The organism is Ruegeria sp. S263, from assembly GCF_056780525.1.
Genome location: NZ_CM165558.1, coordinates 2498165 through 2516359 on the forward strand (window position 1 = coordinate 2498165; position 18195 = coordinate 2516359).

Consider the following 18195-nt stretch of genomic DNA (forward strand, 5'->3'; position numbering starts at 1 on the left):
ATGAACGGATGTTCAGATAGAACCCCGCTTGAATGCCCACGGTAAAAAGTGCATCACGGGGGCAATGGTATTCGAAAGAGCAGTATGAAACCCCTGCCCCTGCTGATCCTGACCCTTTGCTGTGCGGCCTGTGCCGACTTTCCTGAGTTGGAAGGCAGCGAACCAGCCAGCCTGAAATCAGCGCGCTATCCAAAACTAATCCCCCTACAAGAAAACCTTGGCCCTACGATCGACCCGATCAGCGAGGCATCCGAGGTAGAGGAAGAGCTTGAGACACGGCGCAAAGAGCTGCAGAAAAAGGCGGATCAGCTACAAAGCGAACAAATCAACTGACCAAGTGATTGCTGCGGCTCACCACGCATTGCACCCCTTCGCCGAACCCGCTAAGGCAGCGTTGAACGGGGCAACCCGGCATTAAAGAATTACGAGCGGAAAGGAACCCACGGGATGACACAGGCGCTGCGGCTTGGAATTGCGGGCTTGGGAACTGTCGGCGTGGGCGTCGTCAAGATCGTGCGCCGTCATGCGGACCTGTTACAGGCGCGGACAGGCCGCCCTGTGGAAATCGTGGCAGTATCCGCGCGGGATGCGAGCAAGGACCGTGGCGTCTACCTGTCTGACTACGCTTGGGAAACCGACCCGGTCGCTTTGGCCAAACGCGATGATATCGACGTATTTGTCGAATTGATGGGCGGTGAGAATGGTCCCGCCAAAGCCTCGGTCGAGGCGGCGCTGACAAGTGGCAAGGACGTCGTCACCGCAAACAAGGCGCTGCTGGCAATCCACGGTCAGGAATTGGCGGAAAAGGCCGAGGCCGCTGGCCGCGTCATTCGTTTCGAAGCCGCCGTCGCAGGCGGTATTCCCGTCATCAAGTCCCTGACCGAAGGGCTTGCAGGCAACGAGATTACCCGCGTGATGGGGGTGATGAACGGCACCTGTAACTATATCCTGACGCGAATGCAGTCGCAGGAACTTGGCTATAACGCTCTGTTCGAAGAATGCGCGCAGTTGGGATATCTTGAGGCCGACCCAAATCTAGACGTCGGCGGAATCGACGCCGCACACAAGCTGGCCCTGCTGTCCTCAATCGCTTTTGGCACCAAGCCGAATTTCGACGGGATCGAGATCGAAGGCATCCAGCAAATCAGCCTCGATGACATTCATCAGGCGGATGATATGGGATACCGGATCAAGCTGCTGGGCATCGCACAACGAACCGCGCGCGGGCTGGAACAGCGGATGCAGCCCTGTCTGGTACCCAGCGGTTCACCTTTGGGACAGCTCGAAGGCGGAACGAACATGGTCGTGATCGAAGGCGACGCAGTGGAACAGGTTGTTCTGCGCGGCCCTGGCGCAGGCGAAGGGCCCACGGCCAGCGCTGTGATGGGTGATGTCTGCGATCTGGCACGCGGACTGCAAATTCCGACGTTTGGGCGCCCAGCTACATCGCTTCAGGATGCAGCCCCGGCGATCACGGGCCTGCCTGCCCCCTATTATCTGCGTCTTGCGTTGTTCGACAAACCCGGCGCGCTGGCTAAAGTTGCCGCTATTCTGGGCGATGCAGGTGTGTCGATCGATCGGATGCGCCAATACGGGCATTCCGAAAGCACCGCGCCGGTTTTGATCGTTACGCATAAAACAACGCGTGCCACGCTCGACGTTGCGCTGGATGGCTTCCGCGAGACAGACGTTGTTGCCGGAGAGCCTGTCGCCCTGCGGATCGAAGAGGTTTGACCCTTGCGGCCTGCCCAAAACGCAGGCTATGCCCAAAACAACGCCGATACTGAGTTAAGGATACTGAAAAATGAGTGCTGCCAAGATTGATTTCAACGACCGCCTGCTGTCACTGGGCCTAGCGCGGGTGGCAGAACAGGCCGCACTCGCGTCGGCATCTCTGGTGGGTCGCGGGGACGAAAAGGCTGCGGATCAGGCTGCTGTGAACGCCATGCGTGAACAGTTGAACCTGCTGGACATCGCAGGTGTCGTTGTCATTGGTGAGGGCGAGCGTGACGAAGCACCAATGCTGTATATCGGTGAAGAGGTTGGCACCGGCAACGGCCCCGGCGTTGATATCGCGCTGGACCCGCTGGAAGGCACCACGCTAACCGCCAAGGACATGCCCAACGCGCTGACTGTAATCGCAATGGGTCCGCGCGGTTCGATGCTGCACGCACCTGACGTCTACATGGACAAGCTTGCCGTTGGGCCCGGCTTCCCCGAAGGTGTCGTCAGCCTGGACATGAGCCCGCGTGAACGGGTTGAAGCGTTGGCCAAGGCTAAGGGGTGTGAACCCGCCGACATCACCGTCTGCATTCTTGAGCGCCCCCGGCACGAGGCCATGATCGCCGAGGTGCGCGAGACCGGCGCGTCCATCCGTCTGATCACCGATGGTGACGTTGCGGGCGTGATGCACTGTGCCGAAAGCGAAGTGACCGGCATCGACATGTATATGGGTCAAGGCGGCGCGCCCGAGGGTGTGCTGGCTGCGGCTGCCTTGAAATGCATGGGCGGTCAGATTTTTGGCCGCCTGCTGTTCCGCAACGATGACGAACGCGGACGAGCGGCCAAGGCGGGTATCACCGATCTGGACCGTGTCTATGCGCGCGATGAGATGGTGACAGCGGACGTCATCTTTGCCGCGACTGGCGTGACCGGAGGATCGCTGTTGCCGCGCATCAAACGCGAGCCAGGCTGGGTTGAGACCACCACCCTGCTGATGCGGTCGAAAACCGGGTCGGTTCGGCGCATGTCCTACCGCACGCCAATGTGGTCGCACGACAACGCGTAACCGCGTGCGCAAGTCGATCCATACAATAACAAAGGCCGGGTCCGCGAGGGTCCGGCCTTGGCATATCAGGGGCAGGTCATGAGCTTTCTAGGGGTTGAACAGTCTTTGTCCGGGCGGCGCTGGGTCGGCCCTTCGGCAGATGTGGAACGCGCGACCGAGATGCTGGTGCAACAAGCGGGCCTGCCGCGTGCGGTCTGTCAGGTTTTGGCCCGGCGCGGCGTTCCCGCGATGGAGGCTCCCGGGTTTCTGGACCCCAAGCTGAAAGAATTACTGCCCGATCCCCGCGCGATGAAAGACATGGAAACCGCCGCGACCCGGTTTCTGGCGGCGGTACGCGCCAAACAGCGAATTGCCGTCTTTGCCGATTACGACGTGGATGGGGGCAGCTCAGCCGCTTTGCTTCTGGTCTGGCTGCGTCAGATGGGGCTTCAGGCAACGCTCTATGTCCCCGACCGGATTGATGAAGGCTATGGCCCCAACGTACCCGCCATGCAGGACCTGGCCGCCCGTCACGACCTGATCATCTGCGTCGATTGCGGCACCCTCAGCCATGAACCGATAGCGGCTGCCAAGGGTGCGGATGTGATCGTTCTGGATCACCATTTGGGGGGCGAGACCCTGCCTGATTGCGCGGCAGTCGTGAACCCGAACCGGCAGGATGAAAGCGGCGATCTTGGCTATCTCTGTGCGGCGGGCGTGGTGTTCCTGATGCTGGTCGAGGCGGGGAGGCAACTGCGCGAGGCCGGAGTTAAGGGGCCTGACCTGATCTCACTGTTGGATCTGGTGGCGCTGGCGACGGTTGCCGATGTGGCTCCTCTGATCGGGGCGAACCGGGCGCTGGTACGGCAGGGGTTGAAGGTGATGGCCCAGCGGCAGCGGCCCGGTCTGGTGGCCCTGTCGGATGTGGCACGGATGGATTCGGCCCCCAACAGCTATCACTTGGGGTTCCTGCTTGGCCCGCGCGTAAACGCGGGCGGGCGGATTGGTCAGGCCGATCTGGGCGCGCGTCTACTTAGCACCGAGTCGCCGCACGAGGCTGAAGCGCTGTCGCAGAGGCTTGATGAACTGAACACCGAGCGCCGCGATATCGAAAACGCCGTGCGCGCGGCCGCCATGGAACAGGCCGAAGTACGCGGGCTGGACGCACCCTTGGTCTGGGCAGCAGGTGAGGGCTGGCATCCGGGCGTCGTCGGCATCGTCGCCTCTCGCCTGAAAGAGGCCGCGAACCGCCCTGCCATCGTGATCGGCTTTGACGGGGATGAGGGCAAAGGCTCGGGCCGTTCTGTCTCGGGCGTTGATCTGGGTGCGTCGATTCAGCGACTGGCTGCCGAGGGGCTGCTGGTCAAAGGCGGCGGGCACAAAATGGCCGCCGGTCTGACCGTGATGCGCGATCAGTTGGAACCGGCCATGGCGCGGCTGTCTGAACTTCTGGCCAAACAAGGCGCGGGCGACAGCGGCCCGGCGGACCTGAAACTGGACGGCACATTGATGCCGGGCGCAGCCACAGTGGACCTTATCGAACAGATCGAAAAGGCAGGTCCATTTGGGGCAAGTGCCCCTGCCCCACGGTATGCCCTGCCTGATCTACAAGTGCGCTTTACCAAACGAGTGGGCGAATCTCATCTCAAACTTTGGCTGTCCGATGGCGTAGGCGCCGGGTTGGACGCCATCGCGTTCGGAGCGTTCGACGGGCCGATGGGCGAAAAGCTGTCCAACCATGGCGGCGCGCGGTTCCATTTCGCCGGCAGGCTTGAGGTCAACACATGGGGCGGACGGCAATCTGTGCAGCTTCGGCTGGAGGATGCAGCCGAGGCCAATTAGGCCAGCACCCGGCCCCGCCAAAAAACTTTCACATCCCTGCATTTTTCGGCTTGCGGGGGTGATAGGTAAACCGTAAAAGGCGCTCCACAAGCTAACGTGGCCCGTTCGTCTATCGGTTAGGACGCCAGGTTTTCAACCTGGAAAGAGGGGTTCGATTCCCCTACGGGCTACCACTTGTGCTTGTATCGCCTAAATGGCCCGTTCGTCTATCGGTTAGGACGCCAGGTTTTCAACCTGGAAAGAGGGGTTCGATTCCCCTACGGGCTACCATTTCCCTTACACTCCGAATTTTTCGCGACACAGATCTTCTATCTGACCCCAAGTCGATTTGAATTCCGGCGTGTTTTCAGTCGCATAGTGGAAGTTCTTCATCAATCCCGTCAGCTGCGTAAAGACCTGTCGAACCTCGGCTTTATCGGCGAATTCGGCGGTGGATTGTGTCACGCCGTAGACCAGCTTGAAAGTCATCTTCTGCCTATCAAGCGGTACGGTCGCATCCACTTTATCGAACGCATCTTGTTGCAGATAGACCATGTCCACGAACAAGGCCTTTTGCTGGGTGACGAAATCCTCGATCGTGACGCCCTCTTCGCCTGTCACCTGCATCATCTGGTCGACCTGTTCGCCCTTTTCGATCAACGCCAGAAGATCACGAACCTTGCTGGTCCAACCCGCCTCAGCGTTCTTGTCATACCAGTCGGACAACTGGTCCAGATAGCGCGACCAACTGAGCATCGGATCGACCGCAGGGTAAAACCGCTTATAGGCACGTTCGGAAGACAGACCGAGGAAACATTTAACCGTCGACAAGGTCGATTGCGTGACCGGTTCGTCAAAGTTGCCCCCGGCAGGTGAGACCGTTCCGATCAGGGTCAGGCTGCCCAGCGCGCCGTCATTAGTTTTCAATGCGCCCGCGCGTTCGTACAACCCCTTGATCGAGCTTTCCAGATAGGCCGGAAACCCTTCTTCTCCGGGGATTTCTTCCAACTTGCCCGAGGTCTCTCGCATGGCCTGTGCCCAGCGGCTTGTGCTGTCGGCAATCAACAGAACATCATACCCCATCTGGCGATAGTACTCGCCCAGCGTGATGCCGGTGAAAATCGACGCCTCACGCGCCGCAACGGGCATCGAGGACGTGTTGCAGATTATGATCGTCCGGTCCATGAGGCTACCACCCGAGGTCGGGTCAGTCATCTTTGGAAATTCGCTAATGGTTTCAACCACCTCGCCCGCGCGCTCTCCACAGGCGACGACGATGACGATGTCTACCTTGGCGTTTCGCGCGATCAGGTTCTGCAACACTGTCTTACCGGCACCAAACGGCCCCGGAATACAGGCTGTTCCACCCCGGGCAATGGGAAAGAACGTGTCGATCAGGCGCTGAGATGTCAGGACCGGTTCGGTTGGATAAAGCCTTTCGGACAGCGCGCGTTTCAGAACCCCTTCGGGCAATGGACGTCGCACCGGCCATTTCTGTGAAAGGGTCAGAGTATGCTCTCCGCCCTGTTCGTCCTCAAGCCGCGCCATGATATCGTGGATCGTAGCCGCGCCCTTCTGGACCCAGACAACCTTATAGTCGCCGACCCAGTTGAACGGCAGCATGATTTTGTGTTCGAACCTGCCCTCGGGCACCGTTCCGATACTGTCCCCTGCTCGAACACTATCACCAACTTTGACGGACGGTGAAAACGACCACTTTGCCTGATCGTCCAACGGGGCCACATCCGCACCGCGCGGCAGGAAAGTGCCAAACTCAGCCGCGACTTTCGGCAAAGGGGACTGCAGACCGTCAAACACCTGACCCAACAATCCCGGCCCAAGTTCGACCGACAGCAACTGCCCCGATTGCTCCACCGGATCGCCCACCGCAACGCCATCCGTGCTTTCATAGACCTGTACGTCCGCTGTTTTCCCACGCACACGCAGAACTTCGGCCTTCAGGCGTTCCTGTCGACCTCCGGGGCCGAGGCGAGTCGGCAAAATAAACACCACCTCGTTTTTGATCAACTGCCCGGGGCGACCTTCTGCGTCCGGTTTTGCTTCGATCTGAACCAGCCCCTCCTGGACCGAGACAACACGGGCGGTGGCTGTTTGGATAGCGGGGGTTGGGGCGGTCATGCGTAAGCTCCCTCAAAGTCGATATCAGCGACGTCGGCCATGGCCTGTTGCGCCAGTTTTTCAAATCGTGTTGCCGCCTCCTGCGCGCTGCTTTGCGCCCAACGGTCGAAAATATTCCAGATCAGCACATAGATCGCCACGGCCTCAAAATCGAAAAGATGTCGTGCGGCGTGGCGCTTTAACTGCTTGTGACTAATCGACAAAAGCAGCCTTTCTAGCCCCAGTGGATCGTTGACTTCCAGCAATTGACGCGCGTCTTTGATCCAAGGCATTGCCGCATCCAACCCGAAACCGGGGTCATTCCAATGGGCAGGGATATGGCGGCTCCATCGTCCAAACCCCAAAGGCGTCGCAGGCGGTGGTTCCCCTCGATGCCGAAGTCGCAACGCGGCAACTACGGTGCGCAAGTCCATCCGTTCGATAAGCAACTTTTTCAATGTCGGTTGCGGGATGTTATCCAGTGCCTTCCTGCAGCGCGCAATCGCTTGATCGTCCGTGACATCCATGTCGTAATCGTTCCAGTTCAGAGCGTGCTCCAACACGCGCAGAACCCGGGCATCTTCGGGTGCCAGCGCCTTCAACCGTCGATCCAGCCGCAGTCGCGACAGAGGCGGCTGCTTGGCCACAAACAACCGCTCCGAGCCCGGCAAACTGCTGATCAGCGCGATATAGGCGTCCGGGTCCGACATGTCAGCGGATCACGCCTTCCAGCACGGCGCGGAATCTGGGTTGCAGATGCTCCATCAATAGCGAGGCCACGGCTTTGTCGGTGAGGTCCAGAACAACGCCCTGCTCCTCGGCCTGAATGCGAATGCCATCCTGCGTATCGTCTGACGCGTGCAGCTCGACTTGTTCCCGCAGCATTTCGGCGGTCAAACCCAGCACATACTTGGTCAATTTACCAGACTGGATATCGTCGGCGTTCTGCTTGATATCTTCCTGAGTGGCCACTTTCGCGGGCAGGATCACCTGCACTTTACCATCCAGCTTGGCACCTGCTGCGGCCCGCCCAACAACCTCAAGGATCATCTGTTTCAGCATCTCGGGATCAGCCATTTCCTTGGTGACAAGGCGCTCGACATCCTTGCGGAAACGGTCGGTCAGGCCAGCTTTCATCGTCAAAACGGCATCGCGCATCGCGGTATTCAGCGCCTCTTCTCCAGCCGCGCGGTAATTGTCCGAGTCGGCGCGGGCTTTCTTCTGATGCGCCTCAGCCTCGTGCTTGGCATCTGCAAGGATCTTGGCGGCCTCGGCCTTGGCCTCGGCGCGTAGCTTCTCGGCCTCGGCCTGACCTGCGGCAACGCCGTCATTTCGCAGCTTGTCGATCAGGGCATCAACACCATGAGAAATCATTCCATCCTGTGCCATCAGCTAATCCCCGCGCTGATGACCAAGGCAAATACGAAGGCGAAAACGCCAAACCCTTCGATGATCGCCGCCGGAGCAAGCGCCAAGCCGAAGATTTCTGGTTTCTCTTTTGTTGCATTGATCGCCGCGGCGCAGGCCCGTCCTTGCCAGATGCCGCAATACATCAGCGCAATGCCCGATAGGATGCCGATCCCGAACAACCCGCCCGCATTTTCGGGCGTCACATCGCGGTTCAGGGTAAACATGATGACAATCCCGTAGATCACCATCGTTGACGGAAATGCCGAGACACCGACGAACCGACCATAGCCGCCTTCGGTTTCAGTCATCGCGCCGATGCTGGCCTGCCCAGCGATTGCGCACCCAATGGCACTTGCCGCCGCGCCCAACGCCATTGGCGCGTAAATACCCAGCCAACCCAATGTCAATACAAGCTCATTCATTCCTGTACCTCCTTGCGGGCGAACGGGCGAAAGACGATGCCTTCATCCGGCAGACCCCATTTAAAGAATTCGATATAATTGAGACGCAATCCGTGAACGACACCGCTCATCATCGCGAGGGCGAAGTTCAGAATATGACCGACGATCAGGATCAACAGCCCGAACAGAATGCCCGGCCCCTTCATCGCCTGCATCACCGAAACCGCCAGATCATTGAACGTGATCGCAAGCGACGCCGAGGCCAGACCCAGCGCAAACAGACGCATATAGCTCAGCACATCGCCAAATGCCCCCATCGCACCAGCAAGGCTTTGCAGCCCATCTATCAGCCGCCACAGCCAGTCGATTGGTTTACGCACAGCCCGCTCACTTGAAAACAGGACAATGGCCAGAACACCCGCAGCCAATACAATCGAGCCCGGCAGCATCGTCCCACCCTTCATATAGCTGAGCCACAGAATAAACCCACCAATCAAGGCTCCGATCCAGCCAAGGTTTGCAACGGCCCTCCGCTGCCCCCACGCCGCGCGCGCGGCCAAAGCATTGGCCAACACCAGATGCAATACGCCAACCACGATCGAGATCATCATCATCGCACCAAAGTTGTTGAGGTCCAGTATCTTGAGCTTGGCCCAAACCGTGCCGTCGGCTGGTGATGCACCAAAATAGCTGCCGACCAGCACACCGTAGATGATCGTAGCGCTGGAAATCATCACTCCATATCGGCGCCAAGACCTTTCGCTCGGCGTTTTTCCCATGCGTTTCCAGAATGCCAAAAGACCCAGCAGTATGACTGCTCCGTAACCTGCATCCGCCACGATCATGGCAAAGAAAAACGCGAATGAGGCCGCGACGATGATACTCGGGTCCCAGTCCTTGTACCCCGGCACCTGATAGAACAACGCAAGATCAACGGCCGCGCTTCGGTCCTCCGGTTGCTCCAGCAGAGTCGGTGGATTGTCATCCGGCCCCGGTTCTTCAATCAGAACAGCGGCATCTTTGGATTTGGCCATGTCCAGAACCGCTTCGATACGGTCCTCGGGCACCCAGCCCTGCAAGGCGAACATCGCCTCTGCGTCGCGGACCTTCTGGGTCGCATGAGCCAGTTCCGCGGCGCTTTCTGCTGCCGACAAGTTACGGCGCATCAGGGTCAGATAACGTGTTTGGGCAACCCGTTCAGCCTCCAACGCCTCAATCGCGATCTCGGCTTCTTCCAGTTGCGCTTCCAATTCGTGAATCGGCAAAGAACCGGTATGCGTACGCGGCACCGGCAGGATATCATCGCCCGGATCATCGGGCGCGATCAGAACGGCGTAAATGTACCGATGGTCCTCCTGCAAAATCGCCCAGGGCAGATTGATGTTTGACAATGCATCGCGATGTTTCAGGGGAAGCTGATAGAACCATAGCCGATTACCCGCCAGCACATCGGTCGGCGGAAAATCCAGGTCCCCCCAAGGGCGAACCTGCGCGATCCGGTAGGTCAGAAAATCCCGGCGATCCGTCATATCGCGGGTGCGCTGCATCAGGTCCAACACGTCACGCACGAACTGATCCATATCGAACACCGGATCACGCTGTATCTGTCGGCCCGGCTCTGGCACATCCGTCAAAAAGCGCAGCGCCTTATACGCATTGCGCGCGCCGCGCTCGCTGATCTTTTCCGGCTCGGCGGGCGGAGGCGCAAGTGGCAGCACATGCATACAGCCTAGCTCCTGCAACGCCTCCAGCGTATCGCCCTTCCGCGCGGCAGGTCCGACGAGGGACAGTTTCTTCAGCCGCGCAACGCTCATGTCAGCGCCTCCTGCGCATGTTTACGCTTAGAGATTTTCGAGCGCACAACCGCCTGCATCTGTTCATCACTTAGAAAGATGCGGATTTTCTTGATATTGGCCTTGGCGCGCGGGATCAGAACCTTTTCGAACAGGTTAACCCGCTGCGTAATCGTGGCCACAGCCTTGTCAAAGATGCGCACCCGTTCTTCGGCGACTTTGACGCGCAACCGCGCCTCAATCATGTCATGCAACAGGCCGGCAGCGGCATCGACCCAATGCGGTTTCGCCAACACCGAATAGGGCCGCACAGCAACTTCGATCCGGTCTAGGTCGGGCATCTTGACGCCGACCACGTTGACCTCTTTCAGCTTGTAGTCCTTCAGCTGAACCAACCCATCCAGATCGACCCCTTGCTGCGCCAACATCGGCAGTTTTTCCCCGACCTGCTGCGCCAGATCGTGCACCTCTTGCTGCAAGCGTTGGACGTCTTCGCGGGCTTTGGCACGTTCCGCCATCAACTGCTGGCGTTTGAGGTCCAGCGACGGCAGGAACCGCTCATAGCTTTTCAGCTGGGTCTGCTGGCGGGCCAGCGACGATTTATTCAGCTGCAACCGCGCCATCGACATCCTTTGGGTAATACTTGTCGACCAAGGCCTGCTTCATCAGCAACTGATCAGGCTGGAAACACTCGGCCAGCGTCTTCCACCCCAGATCCAGCGCGTCCTCAAGCGGGATCGAGACGTTGATATCCATGAACCGCGCCCGGAACAGCGCGCCGAATTTCAGCAACTGGTGATCGTAATCCGACAGATCAAACGCCATCGCCTGTTTCTGCGCCGCATCGCGGCTTTCCGAATAGAACCGGATCATCGTATTCATGATCTGCCCGTGATCTTCGCGCGTGGTCTTACCGATCACGTTCTGCTTGAGGCGCGACAAGCTGCCGAACGGATCAATAACCCCCGAATGCAGGTAGAACTGCCCCTCAGTGATATAACCCGTGTTATCTGGCACCGGGTGGGTCACGTCATTGCCGGGCATCGTCGTCACGGTCAACACCGTGACCGAGCCACCCTTGGCGTAATCACACGCTTTCTCATACCGCCGCGCGAGTTGGGAATAGAGATCTCCCATATAACCGCGCTGCGACGGCACGCGTTCCTGACTGATCCCCACCTCTTTCATTGCATCCGCATAGGCGGTCATATCGGTCAACAGCACCAGCACGCGCTTGCCCTCTTCCACCGCGAATTTCTCGGCCACGGCCAGTGCCATATCTGGCACCAAGAGCCGTTCCACCAGCGGGTCCATCGCCTGATTGACGAACATCACCGTGCGGGAGAACACGCCCGCATCCTCAAACGAGGTCCGGAACGTGTGGTAATCGTCAAAGATCAGACCCAGCCCCCCAAAGACCACGATATCGGCATCAGCCTGAATACCGATCCGACTGAGGAACGCATTGAACGGCTCGCCCGAAACCGAAAAGATAGGGATTTTCTGGCTTTCGACTAGTGTGTTGAACACGTCGATCATCGGCACGTCGGTGCAGATCATCTTGTTGGGCACAGCCCGCTCCGAGGGGTTCACCGTTGGCCCACCAATGTCGATCCGCGGCTCGGAGGACAGGTCCGGCCCACCGTCGATCGCCACCCCTGCCCCGTCAAAGACGCGGCCCAGAATGTTGGCCGAATAGGGCGTCTGCATCGGGTGGCCCAGAAAGGTCGCGGTTGCCTCGGTCGAGATACCCTTGGTGCCGGAAAACACCTGTAGGGTCACAACATCGCGGTCGATGAAAATCGCCTGCGCCAGCGTCTTGTGCCCGTCCACCGTTTCGATCACGGCCAGGTCGTTGAACCGAACCGCCGCATCGGCTTCGCCGTCCAGCGGGACCCTGACCTTGATAGTGTCCCCGACAATTTCCAGAACACGAGTGTACTTCAAAAGACTTTGGGACATCGTCGAACCTCAGTCGTCTAAAAGAAATAGAGAATTCACTGGACAAGATATCCGCTCGAAACCAGTAAAATCACGATCAGCTTACAAAGAATCAAGGACTTGGCAAGGAAAGATAAACCTGAGGACCGAATGAGGCGCGCTTTAATCCGCGGCCTCCTCAGACTGCGCAAGAACGATGCGTTTCCAATGTAAAACAATTACTTACCGAGAAACTATGCCATTTACTAAAAAATTAGTTTGACAGCTAAGCGCGAAATCGCTGATGCTGTTCGTCATCCGGTCAATACCGGAACTCATAATCTTTGGGAGGAGACAGATGCGGAGACATCTACTTTCCGCAGTGGCGGCGGCTGCCGTCATTGCGGGGCACGGCCCTGCTTGGGCTGACGAAGCCGCAGCACAACGTTGGATTGATGACGAATTCCAGCCATCAACGCTGTCGAAAGACGAGCAGATGGGTGAGATGAAGTGGTTCATCGAAGCTGCACAGCCCTATGCCGGCATGGAAATCAACGTCCTGTCAGAGGGTATCCCAACCCATTCCTATGAATCCGAGGTTCTGACCAAGGCGTTCGAGGAAATCACCGGCATCAAGGTCAACCACCAGATCCTCGGTGAGGGTGAGGTGGTTCAGGCTGTTCAAACTCAGATGCAAACCGGACGTAACCTGTATGACGGCTATGTCAACGATAGTGATCTGATCGGCACCCACTCGCGTCTGCAACTGGCCTATCCGCTGACAGACATGATGGAAGGCGACTGGTCGGCGACAACTTCGCCGACACTGGATCTGGATGACTTCATGGGCATTCAGTTCACCACCGGTCCCGATGGTAAGTTGTACCAATTGCCTGACCAGCAGTTCGCCAACCTTTACTGGTTCCGCAAGGACTGGTTCGACGACGAAGCAAACAAGGCGGCCTTCAAAGAAAAGTACGGCTACGACCTGGGCGTTCCGGTCAACTGGTCGGCATACGAAGACATCGCCGAATTCTTCACCAACGACGTGAAAGAAGTCGACGGCGTCGCGATCTATGGCCACATGGATTACGGCAAGCGTGCGCCTGACCTTGGCTGGCGTATGACCGACGCATGGCTGTCAATGGCCGGTGCCGGTGACGTGGGCGAGCCTAACGGTGTTCCGGTCGACGAATGGGGCATCCGCATGGAAGCGGGCACTTGTAATCCTGTTGGTGCGTCCGTTTCGCGCGGTGGTGCTGCAAACGGCCCGGCTGCGGTCTATGCGATCCGCAAGTGGGACGAATGGCTGCGGAACTATGCGCCTCCGGGTGCGGCGTCTTATGACTTCTACCAGTCGTTGCCCGCGCTCAGCCAAGGCAACGTGGCACAGCAGATCTTCTGGTACACCGCCTTTACCGCCGACATGGTGAAGCCGAAATCCGAAGGCAACAACACCGTGGATGACGAGGGCACGCCGTTGTGGCGGATGGCCCCCAGCCCGCATGGCCCCTATTGGGAAGACGGCCAGAAGGTTGGCTATCAGGACGTGGGGTCGTGGACCTTCCTGAAATCGACCCCCGAAGATCGTGCTCAGGCGGCTTGGCTTTACGCTCAGTTCGTGACGTCGAAGACTGTTGATGTGAAGAAGTCCCATGTGGGTCTGACCTTCATCCGCGACAGCTCGGTCAACCACGAGTCGTTCACCGAACGTGCACCCAAGCTGGGTGGTCTGGTCGAGTTCTACCGCTCGCCTGACCGTGTGGCATGGTCGCCGACCGGCATCAACGTGCCGGACTATCCGAAGCTGGCCCAAATCTGGTGGCAGCAGATCGGTGATGTGAACTCGGGCGCGTTCACTCCGCAAGAGGCGATGGACCGTCTGGCCGAGGAAATGGACATCACCATGGCCCGGATGCAGGCTGCGGATGAAAGCGCCGGTGTCTACGGCGGCTGTGGTCCGCGTCTGAACGAACCGCAAGATCCTGCCTTCTGGTTGGAGAAAGCCGGTTCGCCAAAGGCCAAGTTGGAAAACGAAAAGCCGCAAGGCCAGACTGTCAACTATGACGAGCTGGTGGCGCGCTGGCAGGCCAACTAAGCCAATGAAACCGGGGATGCCGTGCGCGGCATCCCCACACCAAGACCAGTGCACCGCACTGAAGGACCGGAACCCACGGACATGATCGAACTTCAAGACGCCACCAAACGGGTTGGCAACGTCATCCACATCAAGCCCACAAACCTGACGCTTCAGACCGGCCATTTCAATGTGCTGTTGGGCGCGACGGGATCAGGCAAGACCTCTCTGATCAAGATGATGGCCGGGCTGGACCCGATCGCCTCTGGCAAAGTGCTGATGGACGGGCAGAACGTGACCCGGCTGAACACGCAAAAACGGCAGATCAGCCTCGTCCACCAGTTCTTCGTGAACTACCCGCATATGACTGTATTCGACAACATCGCCTCGCCGCTGCGCGTGGCGGGCATGGCGAAATCCGAGATCGAGGGCCGCGTGGAAGAGGCAGCCGATCTGCTGCAACTGCGCCCTATGTTGCACCGCCGCCCGCATGAGCTGTCGGGCGGGCAGCAGCAACGTACTGCGCTGGCCCGCGCAATTGCCAAGGAAAGCCGCGCGGTGTTTCTGGACGAACCGCTGGCCAACCTCGACTACAAATTGCGCGAAGAACTGCGCGAGCAGTTGCCCGATCTGTTCGCCGGGCGCGGGGCCGTGGTGGTCTATGCGACTTCAGAACCCGAAGAGGCGTTGCTGCTGGGCGGCTACACCGCCCTGATGGAAGATGGACGTGTGACGCAGTTCGGCCCGACCGCAGATATTTATCGCAACCCCGAAAACATCGCGGCTGCACGCGTCTTTTCAGACCCGCCGATCAACGTGGCGCGCATCACCGTATCAGGCACGCAGGCGCAGCTTGCAGGTGGTGGAGGCTGGGCAGTCTCGGACATGGCCGATGGCGAATACATGGTCGCCGTCCGCCCGCACCGGGTGACCCCATTCCGCACATCTGACATCGATGTAGAACTGACGGGCCGCGTGATCGTGACCGAGCTTTCGGGCTCGGATTCCAGTGCGCATTTCCAACATGGGGACGACGCCTGGGTGTCATTGGCGGCAGGTGTGCACCCTTATCAGGTTGGCGAAGACCATAGTTTCTACATGAATCCAGCGCATTGCCGGTACTTCAGCCAAGACGGAAAAAGGGTTGTCTAATGGCTCAGATCAAGCTTTCAAACCTTAGGCACAGCTATATGCCGGCCCCGAAAGGTCCCGAGGACTATGCACTGAAGGAAATCGACGTGACGTGGCGCGATGGCGGGGCCTATGCGCTGTTGGGTCCGTCGGGTTGCGGCAAGTCAACTCTGCTGAACATCATCTCGGGCCTGCTGACCCCATCCGAGGGGCAGATCCTGTTCGATGGTCAGGACGTGACCGCCCTGCCCCCTGATCAGCGCAACATTGCGCAGGTGTTCCAGTTTCCGGTGATCTACGACACGATGACCGTAGGCGAAAACCTGGCCTTTCCGCTGAAGAACCGGGGAGTCGATCCTGCAACCATCAAGCGCCGCGTCGATGAGATTGCCGAGATGTTGGACGTCACCGATATGCTGAACACCCGCGCCAGTGGCCTCAGCCCGGACAACAAGCAGAAAATCTCGATGGGGCGCGGGTTGGTGCGCGATGACGTGAACGCGGTGATGTTCGACGAGCCGCTGACCGTTATTGACCCGCACCTGAAGTGGAAACTTCGGTCCAAGCTGAAAGAGCTGCACCAGCGCGTCAAAGCAACGATGATCTACGTGACCCACGACCAGACCGAGGCGCTGACCTTTGCCGACGAAGTGGTGGTGATGCAGGAAGGCGAAGTTGTGCAGATTGGCACGCCGGTTGAACTGTTCGAGCGGCCCCAGCACACGTTTGTCGGCCATTTCATCGGATCGCCCGGCATGAACGTTCTGCCGTGTGAGGCCAAAGGCGACCGTGCCGTTTTCGAGGGTCATGAGGTGATGCTGGAAGGCCCCACTCACGGCGACGGAGGTCGCACCGATCTGGGCATTCGCCCCGAGTATGTGGGTTTTGGCGACACCGGAATCCCGGCCCATGTGACCAAAGTGGCTGATATCGGCCGCCACTATGTGATCAGCGCCATGGTCGGCAATACGGCTCTGAAAGCGGTGACGGAACACAGTGTGCCCGAGCCGGGATCAGAGGTCTTTCTGCAATTCAAACCAGAACAATCCCGCGTCTACCGCGACGGCTGGATCGCAACCGAGGAGCGGTCGCAATGAGAACGGAAAACCAAAAAGCGTGGTTCTTTGTCCTGCCCGTGCTGGCACTGGTCGCATTCAACGCGCTGGTGCCGATGATGACGGTAGTCAACTATTCGGTGCAGGAAACCTTTGGTAACAACCAGTTCTTCTGGGAAGGGCTGGGCTGGTTCGAACAAATCCTGCGTTCGGACCGGTTCCAAGCGGCCCTCGGTCGGCAGTTCCTCTTTACCTTCCTGATCCTGCTGATCGAGGTGCCCTTGGGCATCATCGTGGCCCTGTCTATGCCCCGCAAAGGGTTCTGGGTGCCGGTCTGTCTGGTGCTGATGGCCCTGCCGATGCTGATCCCGTGGAACGTGGTTGGCTCGATGTGGAACATCTTCACCCTGCCGAAAATCGGCCTGATGGGATATTTCCTGAATGACGTTCTAGGCATCAACTATGACATGACGCAACAGCCCCTGTCGGCCTGGATCACGGTCATCGTCATGGATGTCTGGCACTGGACTTCGCTGGTGGTGCTGCTGTGTTATGCGGGTCTCGTGTCGATCCCGGATGCCTATTACCAAGCCGCCAAGATCGACGGAGCCAGCCCGTGGTCGGTGTTCCGCTATATCCAGCTTCCCAAGATGAAAACCGTTCTGACCATCGCCGTCCTGCTGCGCTTTATGGACAGTTTCAACATCTATACCGAGCCCTTCGTTCTGACTGGAGGCGGCCCCGGCAATTCGACCACCTTGCTGTCGATCGACCTTGTGAAGATCGCGTTGGGACAGTTCGACCTTGGCCCTGCAGCTGCGATGAGCCTGATCTATTTCGCCATCACGCTGCTGGTCTCATGGCTCTTCTACACTCTGATGACAAAGGATGACGCGCAATGAAGAAGCGGTCCCTTATCCCGATCCTGTATATCGCGTTCCTGATGCTGCCGATCTATTGGCTAGTGGCGATGTCCTTCAAGACCACGAACGAGATCCTGTCGGGCTTTTCCCTGTTTCCACAGACCTTTACGCTGGACAATTACATCACGATCTTTACGGATCCGACGTGGTACTGGGGATACATCAACTCAATCACCTATGTGACCCTTAACACAGTACTTTCGGTCTGCGTTGCCCTGCCCGCGGCCTATGCGTTCTCGCGCTATCGGTTCCTGGGTGACAAGCAATTGTTCTTCTGGCTGTTGACCAACCGCATGGCTCCGGCAGCCGTGTTCGCGCTGCCCTTCTTTCAGCTTTATTCGTCGATCCACCTGTTCGACACCTATCTGGCTGTGGCGCTGGCGCATACGCTGTTTAACGTGCCACTGGCGGTGTGGATTCTGGAAGGTTTCATGCGCGGCATCCCCAAGGAACTGGACGAAACCGCCTATGTCGATGGCTATTCCTTCCCGCGTTTCTTCGTGACGATCTTTCTGCCCAACATCAAAGCGGGCGTGGGTGTGGCGGCGTTCTTCTGCTTCATGTTCTCGTGGGTCGAGATGCTGTTGGCCAAGACGCTTACGGCGGTTGAGGCCAAACCCATCGCCGCTGTGATGACCCGCACCGCCTCCAGCGCTGGGTATGAACTTGGCCTGCTGGCAGCCGCCGGGACGCTCACCATTATCCCCGGCGCCATCGTCATCTGGTTTGTCCGCAACTACATCGCGCGCGGGTTCGCGATGGGCCGTGTGTGAGGTTCG

At 58.7% G+C, this 18195-nt stretch carries 16 protein-coding genes and 2 tRNA genes; 11 read left to right on the forward strand and 7 right to left on the reverse strand.

Features of this window, described 5'->3' with window-relative positions; translation table 11 throughout:
* Nucleotides 1-84: 84 nt before the first annotated feature.
* From ACT2B1_RS12470 to ACT2B1_RS12495, 6 genes are all read left to right on the forward strand, one after another.
* Nucleotides 85-333 (forward strand): hypothetical protein, encoded by a 249-nt coding sequence (locus ACT2B1_RS12470; protein WP_171122734.1) that lies wholly within the window; start codon nucleotides 85-87, stop codon nucleotides 331-333.
* Between the two features lie 114 nt (nucleotides 334-447).
* Nucleotides 448-1734, forward strand: coding sequence for a homoserine dehydrogenase (locus tag ACT2B1_RS12475; RefSeq protein ID WP_481667849.1), 1287 nt, complete (start codon nucleotides 448-450; stop codon nucleotides 1732-1734).
* A 70-nt stretch (nucleotides 1735-1804) separates the two neighbouring features.
* Nucleotides 1805-2788 (forward strand): class II fructose-bisphosphatase, encoded by a 984-nt coding sequence (gene glpX / locus ACT2B1_RS12480; protein WP_171120956.1) that lies wholly within the window; start codon nucleotides 1805-1807, stop codon nucleotides 2786-2788.
* Between the two features lie 78 nt (nucleotides 2789-2866).
* On the forward strand, nucleotides 2867-4609 hold the full coding sequence (gene recJ / locus ACT2B1_RS12485) for a single-stranded-DNA-specific exonuclease RecJ (RefSeq protein WP_481667850.1): 1743 nt from the start codon (nucleotides 2867-2869) through the stop codon (nucleotides 4607-4609).
* Between the two features lie 98 nt (nucleotides 4610-4707).
* Nucleotides 4708-4782: transfer RNA gene (locus ACT2B1_RS12490), tRNA-Glu, on the forward strand.
* Nucleotides 4783-4804: 22 nt separating this feature from the next.
* A tRNA-Glu gene (locus ACT2B1_RS12495) sits at nucleotides 4805-4879 on the forward strand.
* Between the two features lie 6 nt (nucleotides 4880-4885).
* On the opposite strand, the gene ACT2B1_RS12500 is transcribed toward ACT2B1_RS12495, so the two are convergent.
* Genes ACT2B1_RS12500 through ACT2B1_RS12530 form a run of 7 tightly spaced genes read right to left on the reverse strand, consistent with a single transcriptional unit; the run spans nucleotide 4886 to nucleotide 12272 of the window.
* On the reverse strand, nucleotides 4886-6727 hold the full coding sequence (locus tag ACT2B1_RS12500; protein WP_171239508.1) for a V-type ATP synthase subunit A: 1842 nt from the start codon (nucleotides 6725-6727) through the stop codon (nucleotides 4886-4888).
* Nucleotides 6724-7416 carry a hypothetical protein gene (locus ACT2B1_RS12505; protein ID WP_171239509.1) on the reverse strand — a complete coding sequence of 231 codons (693 nt, stop codon included), beginning with the start codon at nucleotides 7414-7416 and terminating at the stop codon, nucleotides 6724-6726. Before ACT2B1_RS12505 ends, ACT2B1_RS12500 begins: the two co-directional genes overlap by 4 nt.
* 1 nt (nucleotide 7417) lies before the next feature.
* Nucleotides 7418-8095 carry a hypothetical protein gene (locus ACT2B1_RS12510; RefSeq protein ID WP_171120950.1) on the reverse strand — a complete coding sequence of 226 codons (678 nt, stop codon included), beginning with the start codon at nucleotides 8093-8095 and terminating at the stop codon, nucleotides 7418-7420.
* Nucleotides 8095-8538 carry an ATP synthase subunit C gene (locus tag ACT2B1_RS12515; protein ID WP_170422131.1) on the reverse strand — a complete coding sequence of 148 codons (444 nt, stop codon included), beginning with the start codon at nucleotides 8536-8538 and terminating at the stop codon, nucleotides 8095-8097. Before ACT2B1_RS12515 ends, ACT2B1_RS12510 begins: the two co-directional genes overlap by 1 nt.
* Complete coding sequence (locus tag ACT2B1_RS12520; RefSeq protein ID WP_481667851.1) at nucleotides 8535-10331, reverse strand: V-type ATP synthase subunit I; 1797 nt, start codon at nucleotides 10329-10331, stop codon at nucleotides 8535-8537. The genes ACT2B1_RS12515 and ACT2B1_RS12520 overlap by 4 nt, the downstream gene beginning before the upstream one ends.
* Nucleotides 10328-10933 carry a V-type ATP synthase subunit D gene (locus tag ACT2B1_RS12525; RefSeq protein WP_481667852.1) on the reverse strand — a complete coding sequence of 202 codons (606 nt, stop codon included), beginning with the start codon at nucleotides 10931-10933 and terminating at the stop codon, nucleotides 10328-10330. Before ACT2B1_RS12525 ends, ACT2B1_RS12520 begins: the two co-directional genes overlap by 4 nt.
* Nucleotides 10911-12272, reverse strand: coding sequence for a V-type ATP synthase subunit B (locus ACT2B1_RS12530; RefSeq protein ID WP_171239513.1), 1362 nt, complete (start codon nucleotides 12270-12272; stop codon nucleotides 10911-10913). Before ACT2B1_RS12530 ends, ACT2B1_RS12525 begins: the two co-directional genes overlap by 23 nt.
* Nucleotides 12273-12588: 316 nt before the next feature.
* Between ACT2B1_RS12530 and ACT2B1_RS12535 the strand changes: the two genes are divergently transcribed.
* The 5 genes from ACT2B1_RS12535 to ACT2B1_RS12555 all read left to right on the forward strand — a co-directional run bounded on the left by ACT2B1_RS12535 (nucleotide 12589) and on the right by ACT2B1_RS12555 (nucleotide 18189).
* Entirely contained in the window at nucleotides 12589-14328 is a 1740-nt protein-coding gene (locus ACT2B1_RS12535; RefSeq protein ID WP_171239514.1) for an ABC transporter substrate-binding protein, read from the forward strand.
* A gap of 81 nt (nucleotides 14329-14409) precedes the next feature.
* Complete coding sequence (locus ACT2B1_RS12540; RefSeq protein WP_171120941.1) at nucleotides 14410-15459, forward strand: ABC transporter ATP-binding protein; 1050 nt, start codon at nucleotides 14410-14412, stop codon at nucleotides 15457-15459.
* Nucleotides 15459-16535 carry an ABC transporter ATP-binding protein gene (locus tag ACT2B1_RS12545; protein WP_171120938.1) on the forward strand — a complete coding sequence of 359 codons (1077 nt, stop codon included), beginning with the start codon at nucleotides 15459-15461 and terminating at the stop codon, nucleotides 16533-16535. Before ACT2B1_RS12540 ends, ACT2B1_RS12545 begins: the two co-directional genes overlap by 1 nt.
* Nucleotides 16532-17395, forward strand: coding sequence for a carbohydrate ABC transporter permease (locus ACT2B1_RS12550; RefSeq protein WP_170383538.1), 864 nt, complete (start codon nucleotides 16532-16534; stop codon nucleotides 17393-17395). The genes ACT2B1_RS12545 and ACT2B1_RS12550 overlap by 4 nt, the downstream gene beginning before the upstream one ends.
* Nucleotides 17392-18189 (forward strand): carbohydrate ABC transporter permease, encoded by a 798-nt coding sequence (locus ACT2B1_RS12555; protein WP_170410573.1) that lies wholly within the window; start codon nucleotides 17392-17394, stop codon nucleotides 18187-18189. The genes ACT2B1_RS12550 and ACT2B1_RS12555 overlap by 4 nt, the downstream gene beginning before the upstream one ends.
* Nucleotides 18190-18195 lie beyond the last annotated feature (6 nt).

Excerpts from the sequence above, each read along its gene's own strand:
- ACT2B1_RS12470 (WP_171122734.1), top strand. The coding sequence starts at position 85 with ATGAAACCCCTGCCCCTGCTGATCCTGACCCTTTGCTGTGCGGCCTGT.
- ACT2B1_RS12475 (WP_481667849.1), top strand. The coding sequence starts at position 448 with ATGACACAGGCGCTGCGGCTTGGAATTGCGGGCTTGGGAACTGTCGGC.
- glpX (WP_171120956.1), top strand. The coding sequence starts at position 1,805 with ATGAGTGCTGCCAAGATTGATTTCAACGACCGCCTGCTGTCACTGGGC.
- recJ (WP_481667850.1), top strand. The coding sequence starts at position 2,867 with ATGAGCTTTCTAGGGGTTGAACAGTCTTTGTCCGGGCGGCGCTGGGTC.
- ACT2B1_RS12500 (WP_171239508.1), bottom strand. The coding sequence starts at position 6,727 with ATGACCGCCCCAACCCCCGCTATCCAAACAGCCACCGCCCGTGTTGTC.
- ACT2B1_RS12505 (WP_171239509.1), bottom strand. The coding sequence starts at position 7,416 with ATGTCGGACCCGGACGCCTATATCGCGCTGATCAGCAGTTTGCCGGGC.
- ACT2B1_RS12510 (WP_171120950.1), bottom strand. The coding sequence starts at position 8,095 with ATGGCACAGGATGGAATGATTTCTCATGGTGTTGATGCCCTGATCGAC.
- ACT2B1_RS12515 (WP_170422131.1), bottom strand. The coding sequence starts at position 8,538 with ATGAATGAGCTTGTATTGACATTGGGTTGGCTGGGTATTTACGCGCCA.
- ACT2B1_RS12520 (WP_481667851.1), bottom strand. The coding sequence starts at position 10,331 with ATGAGCGTTGCGCGGCTGAAGAAACTGTCCCTCGTCGGACCTGCCGCG.
- ACT2B1_RS12525 (WP_481667852.1), bottom strand. The coding sequence starts at position 10,933 with ATGGCGCGGTTGCAGCTGAATAAATCGTCGCTGGCCCGCCAGCAGACC.
- ACT2B1_RS12530 (WP_171239513.1), bottom strand. The coding sequence starts at position 12,272 with ATGTCCCAAAGTCTTTTGAAGTACACTCGTGTTCTGGAAATTGTCGGG.
- ACT2B1_RS12535 (WP_171239514.1), top strand. The coding sequence starts at position 12,589 with ATGCGGAGACATCTACTTTCCGCAGTGGCGGCGGCTGCCGTCATTGCG.
- ACT2B1_RS12540 (WP_171120941.1), top strand. The coding sequence starts at position 14,410 with ATGATCGAACTTCAAGACGCCACCAAACGGGTTGGCAACGTCATCCAC.
- ACT2B1_RS12545 (WP_171120938.1), top strand. The coding sequence starts at position 15,459 with ATGGCTCAGATCAAGCTTTCAAACCTTAGGCACAGCTATATGCCGGCC.
- ACT2B1_RS12550 (WP_170383538.1), top strand. The coding sequence starts at position 16,532 with ATGAGAACGGAAAACCAAAAAGCGTGGTTCTTTGTCCTGCCCGTGCTG.
- ACT2B1_RS12555 (WP_170410573.1), top strand. The coding sequence starts at position 17,392 with ATGAAGAAGCGGTCCCTTATCCCGATCCTGTATATCGCGTTCCTGATG.